At 57.3% G+C, this 15,201-nt stretch carries 11 protein-coding genes; 6 read left to right on the top strand and 5 right to left on the bottom strand.

Going from position 1 to position 15,201, the window contains the following annotated elements; all coding sequences use genetic code 11:
* Positions 1–104: 104 nt before the first annotated feature.
* A complete protein-coding gene (locus ABRP31_RS23470; protein ID WP_349972574.1) occupies positions 105–3,902 on the bottom strand; it encodes an EAL domain-containing protein in 3,798 nt (1,265 codons plus the stop codon).
* Positions 3,903–4,352: 450 nt separating this feature from the next.
* Here ABRP31_RS23470 and ettA point away from each other — a divergent pair, with 450 nt between their 5' ends.
* Positions 4,353–6,017, top strand: coding sequence for an energy-dependent translational throttle protein EttA (ettA, locus tag ABRP31_RS23465; RefSeq protein WP_032627371.1), 1,665 nt, complete (start codon positions 4,353–4,355; stop codon positions 6,015–6,017).
* A gap of 145 nt (positions 6,018–6,162) precedes the next feature.
* Here ettA and ABRP31_RS23460 read toward each other — a convergent pair whose 3' ends face one another.
* From ABRP31_RS23460 to ABRP31_RS23450, 3 genes are all read right to left on the bottom strand, one after another.
* A complete protein-coding gene (locus ABRP31_RS23460) occupies positions 6,163–6,660 on the bottom strand; it encodes a GreA/GreB family elongation factor (RefSeq protein WP_087272659.1) in 498 nt (165 codons plus the stop codon).
* 172 nt (positions 6,661–6,832) lie between these two features.
* On the bottom strand, positions 6,833–8,686 hold the full coding sequence (locus tag ABRP31_RS23455) for a DUF4105 domain-containing protein (protein ID WP_349972575.1): 1,854 nt from the start codon (positions 8,684–8,686) through the stop codon (positions 6,833–6,835).
* A gap of 96 nt (positions 8,687–8,782) precedes the next feature.
* Positions 8,783–9,271 (bottom strand): DUF3015 domain-containing protein, encoded by a 489-nt coding sequence (locus tag ABRP31_RS23450; RefSeq protein ID WP_027901843.1) that lies wholly within the window; start codon positions 9,269–9,271, stop codon positions 8,783–8,785.
* A 281-nt stretch (positions 9,272–9,552) separates the two neighbouring features.
* Between ABRP31_RS23450 and ABRP31_RS23445 the strand changes: the two genes are divergently transcribed.
* From ABRP31_RS23445 to ABRP31_RS23425, 5 genes are all read left to right on the top strand, one after another.
* A complete protein-coding gene (locus ABRP31_RS23445; RefSeq protein WP_087272666.1) occupies positions 9,553–11,988 on the top strand; it encodes a Lon protease family protein in 2,436 nt (811 codons plus the stop codon).
* 376 nt (positions 11,989–12,364) lie between these two features.
* Complete coding sequence (locus ABRP31_RS23440; RefSeq protein WP_087272669.1) at positions 12,365–12,694, top strand: hypothetical protein; 330 nt, start codon at positions 12,365–12,367, stop codon at positions 12,692–12,694.
* Between the two features lie 175 nt (positions 12,695–12,869).
* Positions 12,870–13,358, top strand: a complete 489-nt coding sequence (locus ABRP31_RS23435) for a TIGR00645 family protein (protein WP_027901846.1) — start codon at positions 12,870–12,872, stop codon at positions 13,356–13,358.
* A 141-nt stretch (positions 13,359–13,499) separates the two neighbouring features.
* Positions 13,500–13,805, top strand: a complete 306-nt coding sequence (locus ABRP31_RS23430; RefSeq protein WP_087272671.1) for a DUF6482 family protein — start codon at positions 13,500–13,502, stop codon at positions 13,803–13,805.
* A gap of 174 nt (positions 13,806–13,979) precedes the next feature.
* A complete protein-coding gene (locus ABRP31_RS23425) occupies positions 13,980–14,597 on the top strand; it encodes an FKBP-type peptidyl-prolyl cis-trans isomerase (RefSeq protein WP_349972576.1) in 618 nt (205 codons plus the stop codon).
* 79 nt (positions 14,598–14,676) lie between these two features.
* On the opposite strand, the gene ABRP31_RS23420 is transcribed toward ABRP31_RS23425, so the two are convergent.
* Positions 14,677–14,919 carry a hypothetical protein gene (locus tag ABRP31_RS23420; RefSeq protein WP_087272677.1) on the bottom strand — a complete coding sequence of 81 codons (243 nt, stop codon included), beginning with the start codon at positions 14,917–14,919 and terminating at the stop codon, positions 14,677–14,679.
* Between the last annotated feature and the right edge of the window lie 282 nt (positions 14,920–15,201).

The following is a 15,201-nucleotide window of genomic DNA, read 5'->3' as shown; positions in this document are numbered from 1 at the left end:
CATGTGGCAGTGAGGCTTGCGCGCGTTAAGGCTGGATCCGATTCACTTTAGATCGCGTCTAGCCTTATCGCGGGCAAGCCTCGCTCCCACAGAAGCATTCCAGGTCAGTCAAACATGAACAGCGCGTTATCACTGTACTGCGCTTCGAACCGGCTGGGCGGCATCGGGCGGCCGAACAGGTAGCCTTGCACTTCGTCACAGCCATGCTCGCGGAGGAACTCAAGCTGCTCGTGCGTTTCGACGCCCTCGGCAATTACCGCTAGATTCAAGCTGTGTGCCATGGCGATAATGGCGCGCGCGATCTGTGCGTCCTGCTCACCGGAGGGCAGGCCGTCAACGAAGGTGCGGTCAATCTTGAGGATGTCGATAGGGAACTGCTTGAGGTAGTTCAGCGACGAATAACCGGTGCCGAAGTCGTCTACCGCGATGCTCAGGCCCAGACGCTTGAGGCCGTCGAGGATATGCATCGCCACGCCCACTTCACGCATCAGAATACTTTCGGTCAATTCCAGCTCAAGGCAGGCCGGTGACAGACCGGTTTCCTGAAGAATATTGGCAATCCGGTTACCTAGCTGACCGTCGGCGAATTGCCGTGCAGAGATGTTGACCGAGACCTTGGGGACACGGACCTTGGCCTTATGCCATGCCTTGAGCTGGCGGCAAGCTTCGGTCAGCACCCAGTCGCCGACTTCCACCACCAGCCCCAGTTCTTCAAGGACCGGAATGAACTCGTTGGGCGAGACCAGCCCGCGGCGCGGATGGCGCCAGCGCAAAAGAGCTTCGGCTCCGGTCAGGCGTTTGCCGTCGCCGCTGAACTGCGGTTGGTAGAACAGGGTGAATTCCTGCTGTTCCAGGGCGTGACGCAAATCGCTCTCCAGCTCCAGGCGCTCCAACGCTGAGGCGTTCATGTCGGCCTGATAGAACTGGAAGTTGTTTTTGCCGTTTTCCTTGGCGTGATACATCGCGGTGTCGGCGTTTTTCATCAACTGGCTCAGCTCGTTGCCGTCCTGAGGGCTGAGAGCGATGCCGATACTGGCGGTCACGAAGAATTCTCGACCTTCAAGGACGAATGGCGTCACCAGACTGTTAAGGATCTGCTCGGCAACATGAATGGCACGGTTCAGGGCCAGTTCGCGGGTCGGACTCGGTTGTAGCAGCAAGGTGAACTCGTCGCCACCCATCCGCGCGACCGTATCGTCATCGGCCACGCAAGCCAGCAGGCGTGTGGCCATTTCCTTGAGCATGCGATCACCGGCCGCGTGCCCGAGGGAGTCGTTGATCGGCTTGAAACGGTCCAGATCGAGGAACATCAACACAACCCATGCATTTTGCCGCTCTGCCTGTTGCAGCGCCGAGTGCAGGCGGTCCTGGAACAGCGAGCGGTTGGGCAGGTGAGTAAGGGCGTCGTAATAAGCCAGACGATGGATGCGCTGCTCACTCGCCTTGCGTTCGCTGATGTCGGTAAAGAAGCACACGTAGCTGGCCAGATCACCTTCGTCATCCAGTACTGCGGTAATGCCAACCCACGCGGGGTAATGTTCTTCATTGCGACGCTTGAGCCAGACTTCGCCTTCCCAACTGCTGTGCTGATTCAGCTGTTTGACGATGTAGCGCAGGTGCGCTTCCTGCTGGTTGTCGACGGTCAGCATGGTCGGCAACTGGTCAAGCACTTGAGCTGCTTCGTAACCGCTCACCCGGCTGAACGCTTCGTTGGTTTGTACGATATAGCCCGCAGGGTCTGTAATCAGGATCGCAGATGTCGAGTGCTCGAATACGGTCGCGGCCATGCGCAGGTCTTTTTCAGCCCGACGTTGCTGGCTGATGTCGCGGCCGACGCCGAGAATGCCTTCGAAGGTGCCTTGATCGTCCCAGACCAGCACCAGTCGCAATTCAATGGGGATTTTTCGTCCATCGGCGCGCAGGCAGTCGAACAGGAATAACTGGGTCGGAATTTCATAGCGCAGGGCTGCCAGTGCTTCCGGCTTTTTCAGCACCTTGCGGATGCGCTCCATCAGCCCGTATACGCCGGCCAGTTGCTGCGGATTGGCGACGGTGGATTTCCAGCCATGCTTGAGAATCCACTCGGCACTGTAGCCCAGTACGCTCTGCACTGAAGGGCTGACATAGTTGGGCGTGAGTTTGCTGTCGGTGGAGAAGATTACGTCGCTGATACTTTCGGCCAGCATGCGGTAGCGCTGTTCGCTGTCACGCAGGGATTCACTGGCTTCCAGTTGCTCGGTGATGTCTTTGGCGACGCCAATAATGCGTGTGACCTGATCATCAAGATCCCTGGAAAGCGCTTGCTCACGGATATCGAAACGTCGCCATTTATCATCGCGGGCACGAAAGCGCAGTTGGCATTGCAGGAGTTCGCTATGGCCCCGGTGGCGTTGGCGTAATCGCATGTCCTGATAGCTTTTGGCGTCATCGGGGTGCAGCAGCATTTCCCAGAAAAACTCGCCCATGCGCAGCAGTTCGGTTCTGCTGTAGCCAAGTGTCTGGCCCAGGTTGTGGTTGCTATAGATCATCCGCTGGCTCAGAACGTCCTGGACATACAGATGGTCGGGTACGGTGCGGACCACATTCGACCAGAACCCTTCACGCTCCTGCTGCGACAGCTCGATCCGCTTGCGACTGGTGATGTCGCCAATACTCAGAATAACGGCATTGAGGTCTTCGCGGTCTTCAGGCAGTCGCAATACCAGCCACAGGTGCTGATCTTCACCGCGATCCTGAGTCAGGCGGATTTCGATCTCCAGTTGATCCTTTTTGGAAAGCAGGCCATGAATCAACGCTTGGCCAATACCTTGCCGACCGCGCTGACAGCCTTCGATCAAGTACTGCCAGGCCTGCTCACTGGATTGAACATTGAGCAGGCTCAGTGCGACCTGATTGACTTCAGTGATGCGTATTTTGTGCAGGAGTGCATTCAACTGCCCGGGCTGCGCCTTGAGCAGTGCGTCCAGGTCTTCACCGGTCTCGATTTGCAAGGTTTCGAGGTAACCAGGCAGGGCGGACATATCCAGCACACAGATCGCTACGCCAGCACCTTCGAATATGTCCTGGTAGCGGCGTCTGCTTTCATGCAACTGGCGTTGACGGCGACGTAGACTAAGCAGGGCCAGCAGCGGCAGGATCGAAAGGAACAGACCCACCACACATTTTCCTATCAGCGGCCCGAGCAGTTGTTCTCGAGCCGTGCTGACATCGAACAGGCCGCGTAACTGCCAGTTGCTGTTGATCAGGGGTTGGAGCAACACGCTCTCGACTTCGCCAATACTGCTGACCACCGGCTCATTCCGGATGGTGGTATCGCGGAACAGCAGGCGATCGGTGGAACGGTTTTCCAGGCGCCAAAGAGGATTGAAACCTTGACGGGCCTGTCGCGTCAGGGGCTTCAGTACGTCCGGCGCCAGACGCAAGGCCCAGTATTTCTGATCGTTCTCAGCGGGGTAACGGATCAGCAGATAGACCTGTGAACCGTCATCATTGTTGTCGTAGTAGTAAGGCCGGCCCATAGCCTGCTGCAGCGTCTGTTTGAGAAACAGCGCGTCGGTCGACGTATCCATGCTATCGGTTGTCACTTTTCCGGTAGCGTCCAGCCACGCAACACTGCGCAGCGAGGGCAGGGATTGACGCAAATTGGTCAGCAGACGTGTTTCCTGCTCCGGGCTTTGTGGCTCTTGCTGGCTGGTGTTGCTCAGGAGGTTGAGCGCAATCTGCGCGCTGAGCTCCATATTAAGGCTCAGCCGGTCGGCCAGTTGCACGCTGTAATCAAGGCTGCGCTGGCGTTGGCGATCCTGAGTCTGTTGAAACTGATCGATCAGTTGCCACAGGATCAATGCAAGCATTAACAACACCAATGCTGCCAGCACACCTTTTAATGACCCGCGCAACGGCATAGCGGGTACGCCCCTGTTGGCGCTCGATGGAGACGAGTGTGCTGATGTTGGCAACATTGATCCTGACTACTGAACTGAACAGGCTATTTGATAGATTACGGTTATCGCTGCGTCGGTGAGCGCCGGGCGCACTATAAGCTGCACGCCCAAAGGGCGGCTAGCTTGCCCTGAGTTGTGGCTAAGTGCCAGCCCTGTTGGTTCAGACGGTTTGCCCTCAAGCCTGCATTCGGGTAGCTTTGCCCAACGCGCAGCCTCTGCCGACTTCTGCATGAGTGACTCCACTGCTTGCAAACTTTGATCCAGTTCCACGGCGCTCACATCCTGCGATGTAGATAATTCAAGGCGTGGAACCGTCCAGCGGCAAGTGCCGGCGACAAATAAAAGCTTTTTTACGTCGGAGCGCCAAGCTCGCGTCTTTATTCAACAGTCATAAACCCAGGTTTTCATCCCATGGCCCAATACGTCTTCACCATGCATCGGCTGAGCAAAGTTGTGCCGCCGAAGCGGGAAATTCTCAAAAATATTTCCCTGTCGTTTTTCCCGGGAGCCAAGATCGGCGTGCTCGGTCTGAACGGTTCGGGTAAATCCACTCTTCTGAAAATCATGGCGGGTGTCGATACCGAATTCGACGGCGAAGCGCGCCCGATGCCTGAGCTGAACATTGGCTATCTGCCGCAAGAGCCACAGCTGGATCCGACCAAGACCGTGCGTGAAGTGGTTGAGGAAGCGGTCAGCGTGATCAAGAACGCTCAGGCGCGTCTTGATGAAGTGTATGCAGAATATGCAGACCCGGACGCCGACTTCGACAAGCTGGCTGCCGAGCAAGCAAAGCTGGAAGCCATCCTGCAAGCCGCTGACGGCCATAACCTGGACCGCCAGCTGGAAGTCGCCGCCGATGCGCTGCGTTTGCCAGCATGGGATGCGAAGGTTGAAGTGCTGTCCGGTGGTGAGAAGCGTCGTGTGGCCTTGTGCCGCTTGCTGTTGTCTGCCCCGGACATGCTGCTGCTCGACGAACCGACTAACCACCTGGACGCCGATTCGGTCGCCTGGCTTGAACATTTCCTGCACGACTTCCCGGGCACCGTGGTTGCGATTACGCACGACCGGTACTTCCTGGATAACGTCGCTGGCTGGATTCTGGAACTCGACCGCGGCGCTGGCATTCCTTACGAGGGCAACTATTCGGGCTGGCTTGAAGCCAAGTCCGATCGTCTGGCCCAGGAATCCAAGCAACAGTCGGCCCATGAAAAGGCAATGAAAGAGGAGCTGGAATGGGTTCGTAAAGGTGCCAAGGCGCGCCAGTCCAAATCCAAGGCTCGTCTGCAACGCTTCGAAGAAATGCAATCGCAGGAATTCCAGAAGCGCAGCGAAACCAACGAGATCTACATCCCGGCAGGTCCTCGCCTGGGTGACAAGGTCATCGAGTTCAAGAACGTCAGCAAGGGTTACGGCGATCGCGTGTTGATCGACAACCTGTCGTTCGCCATGCCAAAAGGCGCGATTGTGGGCGTGATCGGTGGTAACGGTGCCGGTAAATCGACGCTGTTCCGCATGCTGATGGGCAAGGAACAACCGGATTCTGGCAGCATCGAGATCGGTGAGACCGTGCAACTGGCCTGTGTTGACCAGAGTCGTGACGACCTGGATGGCAGCAAGACGGTGTTCCAGCAGATTTCCGACGGTTCCGACCAGATCCGTATCGGCAACTATGAAATCCCGTCGCGCACCTATGTCGGCCGCTTCAACTTCAAGGGCGGCGATCAGCAGAAGTTCGTCAAGGATCTCTCTGGCGGTGAGCGTGGTCGCTTGCACCTGGCGCTGACCCTGAAGGAAGGCGGCAACGTCTTGCTGCTCGACGAACCGTCCAACGACCTCGACGTGGAAACCCTGCGTTCGCTGGAAGAAGCACTGCTGGACTTCCCTGGCGCCGCCATTGTGATTTCTCACGATCGGTGGTTCCTGGACCGGGTTGCGACCCACATCCTCGCTTATGAAGATGACTCGCAAGCGGTGTTCTTCGAAGGTAACTACACCGAGTACGAAGCTGACCGCAAGAAGCGTCTTGGCGATGCTGCGGCCCAGCCACACCGGGTACGCCACAAGAAACTGGCCTGATATTCAGGTGGTACAAAAAACGGAGCCTTCGGGCTCCGTTTTTTTTGGCGGACGCTGGTAGGAGCGAACTTGTTCGCGAGGCGATGCGCCTCACACATCCGGTCGCCTGTCTCGCGAACAAGTTCGCTCCTACCGGGGGGCGTACCTAGACATCCGGTTCAATCAGAACAATCTCGATATCCTGATCCCCAGCCGGACGCTTCCACAGCACTTCATCGCCCAACTGCGCGCCAATCAAGGCACGGCCCAGCGGCGAAGCCCAATTAATTAAGCCCGCCGTTGCGTCTGCTTGATCTTCGCCCACCAGATGCACGCGGTGTTTTGTGTTTTCTTCATCCACGTACGTCACCCAACTGCCGATCTGAACCTTCTCCTTTGAAATGGCCGGGGCGACTACCTGCGCACTTTGCAGGCGCTGGTTGAAGTAGCGAAGGTCGCGTTCGAGGTCAGCCAGCAGTTGTTTGTCGTTGTCCTCATCCCGCGCAGCGATTTCACTGTGCCTGGCTTGAAGTTCTGCAACGCGGTGCTGTAAATGCTCCAGACCGCTGGCAGTGACGTAATTGGGTTGCTCACTGATCAGGCGCTCGACCGGCTGGTCTGCATCTGCAGCGGCATTGTCTTCGTTGACGAAGGCGCGGCTCATGGCTTTTCTCCTCTAATGAAGGTTGGGCCGTGGCAGCGGGGGATAAGTTTCGTTGAATATCGCGAGGACCCTGTCACCTGTAGGAGCCGCCGAAGGCTGCGATGGGGGCGTGTCAGGATGAACGCTTTCGCAGCCTTCGGCAGCTTCTACAAGTATTCGCGCAGCTTGTGAATCAATAGTGATACCACTTCACCTCAAGCATCACTTCGTTCTGCGGGGAGCTCATTTGGCTGAATTCCCGCTGGGCGCTCAGGCGCAGACCGAGATTGCGTGACAACTCCCACTGCTGGTTGAGGCTGATACTGCGGCGGACTTCGCCATTGGTGAAGTAATCGCCCTTGGTCTCCAGGCTCAGATTTCCGACTGGATTACGCCACAAAATACCGGTGTTGAAACCGGCAGCCGGTGAGATGAACTCGGCAAAATCATTGTTGTGTTCTACCCGAACCGTACCCAGTGCAAAGCCCAGCACATCGTCGCCCAACTGCCATGTGCCACCGGCGCCGCCGTTCACGTGGGAAACCAGCGTCTCGTCGCCGTGTTTGCCGAGCACTCGTTCCAGACCACCCGTCACTTGCCACGACCAAGGTTGCAGCAGCGCATTGCGCGGGGTCAGCGAACGAATCGTCGCCAGATCCAGTTGCTGTAACTGCCAGTGATTGCCTTCGTACTGGCGCAGCTTGAGTTGCAGGATTTCGATCTGCGCCCCCAGTGGGAAGCCATAGGCATTGTCATTGAGGTCGTGATACGCCATGCGCAGCCCGTACTCGGCGAAGGCCTTGTCATCTCGGGTGCCGACGCCAGCCTGCCATGTCCGGGACTCATGACCGTCCTCCGGTAAACCGGGGCGTTCGATGTCCAGCGCTGGCGGCGGATTCTGATTGATTGCCCGCAGCAGCTCAAAACTACGCTGAGCGCGTCCGGCATCACGTTCCTGACCGTTGGCGCGGTAGCGCTCCAGGCGATACGCGGCATCCTGAATCAACGCACGGCGTTCTTTGGGTTGCGCAAGGTATTCAGGGTTTTGCAGTTGCTTCTGATCGGCACTGACGTCCAGTACCCATTGCTGCTCAGTGCTGTTCAGCGGTTTGGCACGCTCCAGCAGCTCGCGCTCGCGGGAAGGGCGGTAGTCGATCTTGTCGACAAGGCCCGCGGCTTTAACGGCTTTGACGGTATCGGTGGGGATGGCGGTCAGCGGGAATTGCTCGGTCAGTTTCAAGCCGGGGCGCGCAACCTGCAGCAGTTCCAGCAGGCGATAGGAGCAGTTTTCGTCGAAGAAGAAGTAGCCGAAACGGATCTGCTTGAGTTCCCAAACGTGCTCCACCATGCGCCCGGTTTCTTCCGGGGTCAGGTTGAGGTGGTATTCCCAAAGGTCACGGTTTTCCAGGCTGCGATATTCCGACAGTTTTTCCTGATAGGGCACCAGTGCGAACAGGCCGGGGTAGCCGCCCGCCAAACCTTTCCACGCGTACAGGATGCTGTTGTCCATACCTTCGATGTAAGCGCCGAAGTTGATCGCATAGCTGAGCAGGGCGGTGTTGTTGGTCTTGACGTCAGCCTGATCGATGCGCAACAGCGTATGGCCAAACATGGACGACGGGCTATTCAGGTAAGCGGCGGGGAAGATCATCACTGCGCTATCGGGCGCAACGTCCTTGAACCACTGAGTGAACTCCTTGCACTCAACGGCTGGCAGGTCTTTGAGTTGCAATTGATCCTTCAGCCAGCGAGTCCGTGCCGGGTAAACACACTGGGCGTGTTTCTCACCTGCGCTTGCCGGGGCATAGAGGGCATCAAGGGTCGCGCTCAGCTCGGCCTTCGGGTCGTGTTCACCGTTGGCCGAGAGAAAGAATTTTGGGTCGTCGACATAGCTGCGCCAGCCACCGAGCTTCGCAGTCTCGTAATGCCCCAGTGAAATCCAGAACGGCTCATTGGCCAGTTGCTGCAAACGTTCATCGCTCGCGTGTTGCGCGGCGGACAGCGGGGTGCAGACGCAGAGCGCCAGATACACAAGGCGTTTGAGCATATAAAGCAACTATTCAGGTCAGGGGGCAATCAGGCAGCAGACGCGTCAACGCAACAAAAAGCCCGCCCTCCGAGTGGAAGGGCGGGCGCAACGAGCTTATGCCTGGGTAGCGTACTTGGCCAGGGTTGGATCGTTTTTCAGCACGTCGAGGGTATTGGTGTGAACGTCTTCAGCGGTGGCGTCTGCCTTGCTGAAAATCTGGTTGAAGTGCTCGTGGGTGACAGCGGCGAAATGCGCACGGTCTTCCGGTGCAACGCCCAGCACGACCGCGTAAGTGGTCAGTGCTTCGCCTTGACCCATTGCCATGTCCTTTGAGAGCTCGTCCATCATGCCGTTCATGGCAATCCAGGATTTACCGCCATAGGTCAGGGCGCTGTTGGTGGAGCAGCCATTGGTGCCCGAGGTCATGCCGAAAGTGGCGTTACCCGAAGTACCGTTAGTGGTTGATGCGAGGAAATGAGCGGGAGTACCGCGTTGACCTTCGAACAACATGTTGCCCCAGCCGCAATCCGGGCCACCTGGAGCCTGGGCCATAGCGTTGATGGAAACAGCTGCGAAGAGACTACCAAGAAGAATCCGTTTCATAGCTTTATTCTCTTTATATTCAACCAAGGGTCAGGGTTCATGGCTTCAGTTGCGCCAAGGCGTCCAGCGTTAAATGTCTGGTGCGCCAAGGTTGGAGCTTAGGCGTTATCCAAGGGTTCCGCCTTTTATTACAAAATGTTCATCAAAAAAACGCATTGATATAACGCTCTGGCCAGCGTACCGCGGGAGTTGTGACGACTTGAGTTTTTTCCTGTCTTGCAAGTCGAGTCCAGCGAGCGCCAGAATGCCGCCATCTGCCCCGCCTGATGTAAGGATGCCCGATGCCCGATACTGTTGCTGCCAGCCTGCGTCTTGCGCCTGAAGCGCTGACGCGTCCTTTTTCCGCTGAACAGTTCAGCTTTTCGACGACCAATGATCTGGAGCCTTTCCGCGGTGTGCTCGGCCAGGAACGAGCAGTAGAAGCCCTGCAATTTGGTGTGGCCATGCCGCGCCCGGGTTACAACGTGTTTGTCATGGGCGAGCCCGGTACCGGGCGTTTCTCGTTTGTGAAGCGTTACCTCAAGGCCGAAGGCAAGCGCCTGCAAACCCCGAGCGACTGGGTTTATGTCAACCATTTCGACGAGCCCCGCGAGCCTCGTGCGCTGGAGTTGCCACCGGGCAGCGCGCATCAGTTCATCACGGATATTGGCGGCTTGATCGATAACCTGCTGGCGACTTTCCCGGCCGTTTTCGAGCATCCGTCCTACCAGCAAAAGAAAAGCGCTATCGACCGCGCTTTCAATCAGCGTTACGACAAGGCACTGGACGTGATCGAACGTCTGGCGCTGGAAAAAGACATCGCGTTATACCGGGACAGCACCAACATTGCCTTTACCCCGATGCTGGAGGGCAAGGCGCTGGACGAAGCCGAGTTTTCGCAACTCCCGGAAGCTGATCGCGAGCGGTTCCATGAAGACATTTCGGGGCTTGAAGAGCGCCTGAACGAGGAACTAGCCAGCCTGCCGCAGTGGAAGCGCGAGTCCAGCAATCAACTACGTCAGCTTAACGAAGAGACCATCACCCTGGCGCTGCAACCGTTGCTGGCGCCACTGTCTGAGCAGTACGCGGAAAACGCTGCGGTCTGTGCGTATTTACAGGCGATGCAGGTTTACCTGCTGAAAACTGTGGTCGAGCAACTGGTCGACGACAGCAAGACTGATGCTCAGGCGCGCAAGCTGCTTGAAGAGCAATACAGCCCGAGTCTGGTGGTAGGTCACTCGGCTAGCGGTGGTGCGCCTGTCGTGTTCGAGCCACATCCGACTTACGACAACCTGTTTGGCCGCATCGAATACAGCACCGATCAAGGCGCGCTTTACACCACTTATCGTCAGTTGCGACCCGGTGCGTTGCATCGCGCCAACGGCGGTTTCCTGATTCTCGAAGCGGAGAAAATGCTCAGCGAGCCGTTTGTCTGGGACGCTCTGAAGCGCGCCCTGCAATCGCGCAAGCTGAAAATGGAGTCGCCGCTGGGTGAAATGGGGCGTCTGGCCACGGTCAGCCTGACCCCGCAAGTCATTCCGTTGCAGGTCAAAGTGATCATCATCGGTGCGCGGTCGCTGTATTACACCCTGCAAGACCTGGATCCGGACTTCCAGGAGATGTTCCGGGTGCTGGTGGATTTCGACGAAGACATCCCGATGTACGACGAAACCCTGGAGCAGTTCGCTCAGTTGCTGAAAACCCGTACTTCGGAAGAAGGCATGGCGCCGCTGACGGCCGATGCTGTTGCGCGCCTTGCGACCTACAGCGCTCGCCTGGCGGAGCATCAGGGACGTCTGTCGGCGCGAATCGGCGATTTGTTCCAATTGGTCAGCGAGGCGGATTTCATTCGCCAACTGGCTAACGATGAGCAGACCGACGCGGGCCATATCGAACGGGCGCTCAAGGCCAAGGCCACGCGTACCGGGCGTGTGTCAGCGCGAATCCTCGACGACATGATGGCTGGCATCATTCTGATCGACACCGACGGGGCTGCGGTCGGCAAGTGCAACGGCCTGACCGTGCTGGAAGTCGGTGATTCGGCCTTTGGTGTGCCAGCGCGTATTTCCGCCACGGTCTATCCGGGTGGCAGCGGCATTGTCGACATCGAACGTGAGGTTAACCTCGGTCAGCCGATCCACTCCAAGGGTGTGATGATTCTCACCGGATATCTGGGGAGCCGGTACGCGCAGGAATTCCCGTTGGCGATTTCCGCAAGTATCGCGCTGGAGCAATCCTACGGTTACGTGGATGGCGACAGTGCGTCGCTGGGCGAGGCGTGCACGCTGATTTCGGCCTTGTCGAAAACGCCGCTCAAGCAGTGCTTCGCTATCACCGGTTCGATTAACCAGTTCGGTGAAGTGCAGGCGGTGGGTGGGGTCAACGAGAAGATCGAAGGCTTCTTCCGACTCTGTGAGGCCCGAGGTCTGACGGGTGAGCAGGGGGCAATTATCCCGCAAGCCAACGTGGCGACACTGATGCTTGATGAACGTGTACTGCAGGCGGTGCGCGCCGGTCAGTTCCACGTCTATGCGGTGCGTCAGGCAGATGAAGCCTTGAGCTTGCTGGTGGGCGAACCCGCTGGCGAACCGGATGAGAAGGGCGAATTCCCTGAGGGCAGCGTCAACGCTCGGGTCGTCGAGCGTCTGCGGGACATCGCCGAAATGCTCAGCGATGATGACCTGAGGGAAGAGCTGGAGAAGGAGCCAGCGCAACTGGCGCCAGAACTCAAAGCTTAAACGCAAGCACGGACCTGTAGGAGCTCACCGAGGTTACGAGGCCAGCGATCGCGGTTTGCCTGATACACCGCCATCGCGACCGTCGTAAACTCCGAGGGCTCCTACAGGGTCTCTGTCAGGCCTGTTCTGTAGGAGTTGCCGGAGGTAACGACGGCAGCGATCGCGGTTTGTCAGACGGAACGCTATTGCTGGCCTCGTAACCTCAATGAGCTCGTACAGGGTCTGATAGCGGGCTCACGGACTCGCCGTTCATCCCCTCAACTTTCCCAATTCAGCTTTTCTTCTATTCTGTCTCGGTACCACGGTTGTCAAAGGGACTGACGCGCCTTACAGCACTTTTAGTGCGGCGAATACCGTAGCCAACGAGGAGCTCGCCATGTCGCGCAGCCTCTGCCTTACCCGCCAATGCCTGGGTCTCATGACCCGAATCGAGTGTGTGATACGCCCCCTTTCTGGCGACAATGGCATGTGGACGTTGCTGTTCGCTGCTGGAATGACCGGGGAACAACCGTCGGCAATCAAGACACAAGGGCCGTTTCCCGGAGCCCCTGCTGCCGAATCGGTGATGCTGGCCATCGCCGAGAGTCTGACTTCAAGCGGTTATGAAGCCGTCGATGATATGCCCATCTGGAGTCTGCACCTGCAGAGCGAGTTACGCCGTATCAATGGCGATGTCTCCAAGGCTCAGCGTTCTTCCCCGTTCTAGCCCGCTGTAACCTGCGTTACGACGTTACCTTGCGATTCACATGGTCGATGTGGAGGGCAGCAGTGGTTTCGTCGACTTCTGCGTTTAATCTCTCATGCGTGGCTTTAGGTCACATTCTGCGAATCGTTGGGCGACTGGTATACTCGCCGGCATTTCCACGCATCTGTGAGTTCAAATGGAACGTTTTGTCGAAAATGCCATGTACGCCTCGCGCTGGCTGCTGGCCCCTCTGTATTTCGGTCTGTCCCTGGGTTTGCTGGCACTGGTGCTGAAGTTCTTCCAGGAGATCTTTCACGTTCTGCCTAACGTGTTTGCGTTGGCCGAGGCTGACCTGATTCTGGTTCTGCTGTCCCTGATCGACATGGCGCTGGTGGGTGGCCTGCTGGTAATGGTGATGATCTCTGGCTACGAAAACTTCGTGTCGCAGCTGGATATCGATGAAGGTAAAGAGAAGCTCAACTGGCTGGGGACCATGGATTCTTCTTCGCTGAAGATGAAAGTGGCAGCCTCCATCGTGGCGATCTCTTCGATTCACCTGTTGCGGGTGTTCATGGACGCCAAGAACATCGAGCCGCAATACCTGATGTGGTACGTGATCATCCACATGACCTTTGTTGTTTCGGCATTTGCCATGGGGTATCTGGACAAGGTCACCAAGCACTGATCAGCGCTGCTTACAAAGCTTCAAACCGCCGCCGCCCGGCCATTGAAAAATGGACGGGCGGCGTCGTTTCAGGTGGCTGAAATCCGTTACCTTGTTTAGCGATCGCGTTCTTGCATAAACACAGTTGAGCGAGGGATTCAGATGACCGAAGAAGAATTGGCAGTACATCTCAATGCCGGCAGTATCGACGAATTGAACCTGATCTCCATCGAAGGCGGGATTTACCTGCTTGAGGCGCGCATTCAAGGCGATATACAGCTTCTAAGGGGCGAGCGAGGCGAGACGGTCCGGTTGCGCTCGGTGGAGCATGCTCGCGAGTTGCTCAAAGACTTTAACCCTGTGCCGTTTCATCTGGTTCACGCGGTGGTTCACGATGAAATGTGCGGTATGCCGGTGGATAAGCGCGATGCGCTGCGGGTGCCGATCAGTTTTCATTCGAAGTGGTAGTTTGTGATTTTTCCAGGAGCTGCCGCGGGCTGCGAACAGCGGCGTGTCAGGAATATTGCTTTCGCAGCCTTCGGCAGCTCCTACAGTGGCCTATGCCGGTACTTCATGTGCTAGGCTGCTCGCCCTTTTGATTCGGAGCGTCTGGTTCAGGCGCTCCTTTAGCGGAGCAGTGATATGTCCGAAGTCAACCTGTCCACCGACGAAACTCGCGTCAGCTACGGCATTGGCCGTCAGTTGGGCGGCCAACTGCGCGACAACCCTCCGCCGGGCGTTAACCTGGAAGCGATCCTGGCTGGCCTGACCGATGCGTTCAGTGGCAAGCCAAGCCGTGTTGGCGAAGAAGAAATGACCGCCAGCTTCAAAGTCATCCGCGAAATCATGCAAGCCGAAGCAGCTGCCAAAGCTGAAGAAGCTGCTGGTGCTGGCCTGGCTTACCTGGCTGAGAACGGCAAGCGTGAAGGCGTCACCACTCTGCCTTCCGGCCTGCAATTTGAAGTGCTGACCACCGGTACTGGCGCCAAGCCGACCCGTGAAGATCAGGTTCGCACTCACTACCACGGCATGCTGACTGATGGCACCGTGTTCGACAGCTCCTACGAACGTGGCGAGCCTGCTGAATTCCCGGTCGGTGGCGTTATTGCTGGCTGGACCGAGGCGCTGCAACTGATGAACGCCGGTAGCAAATGGCGTCTGCACGTCCCGAGCGAGCTTGCTTACGGTGCTCAGGGCGTTGGCAGCATCCCGCCGCACAGCGTGCTGGTATTCGACGTCGAGCTGCTCGACGTTCTCTGATCGCTTTCAAGTCGATTCAGTGAGGTGCAGAGTGAGCCTGACGGTTTGCCCTGCACCTGTTCAAAGACTGGCTTCATGGTCAGTGCAGTTCCGTGATCGGGCGCAAGGCTCGGGCATAGCAGAACAGAAAAAGATTGCGCACCAGCTCCTTGAGCACGATCGGCTCGCTTGAGCTCAGCTCATTGACGTCCAGATCCCCCTGATCCCGCAGCTCATCCAGCGCTTCCTCCTCTAGCACAGCACACACTTCCCCGGTCTCGCGATGCAGAATTCGCAGATAAGGGTGAGGGCGGTCCAGCCATGCATCGATCAAATAAGTCATGTCGCTTCTCCTTGAAGGTTTTCAATGAGAATAATTCTTATTGGTGGAATAGCAAGTCTCTATTGAGAATTGTTCGCATTTTACGCTGAGTGGTTGATTTGGGTCAGGTTGGGGCATTGAAAATTTTTGTTCTGTGGGAGCTGGACTTGCCCGCGATAAGGCTGAATAGGGTTCACATTTAGATCGCGTGCAGCCTTATCGCGGGCAAGCCCAGCTCCCACAGTATCGCGATATTCAGCACGTTTTCGTTTACCAATAAAAAGCCCGTCACATGGACGGGCT

Source organism: Pseudomonas caspiana (genome assembly GCF_040224095.2).
GTDB lineage: Bacteria > Pseudomonadota > Gammaproteobacteria > Pseudomonadales > Pseudomonadaceae > Aquipseudomonas > Aquipseudomonas caspiana.
This window is presented reverse-complemented; position numbering and strand designations above follow the sequence as displayed.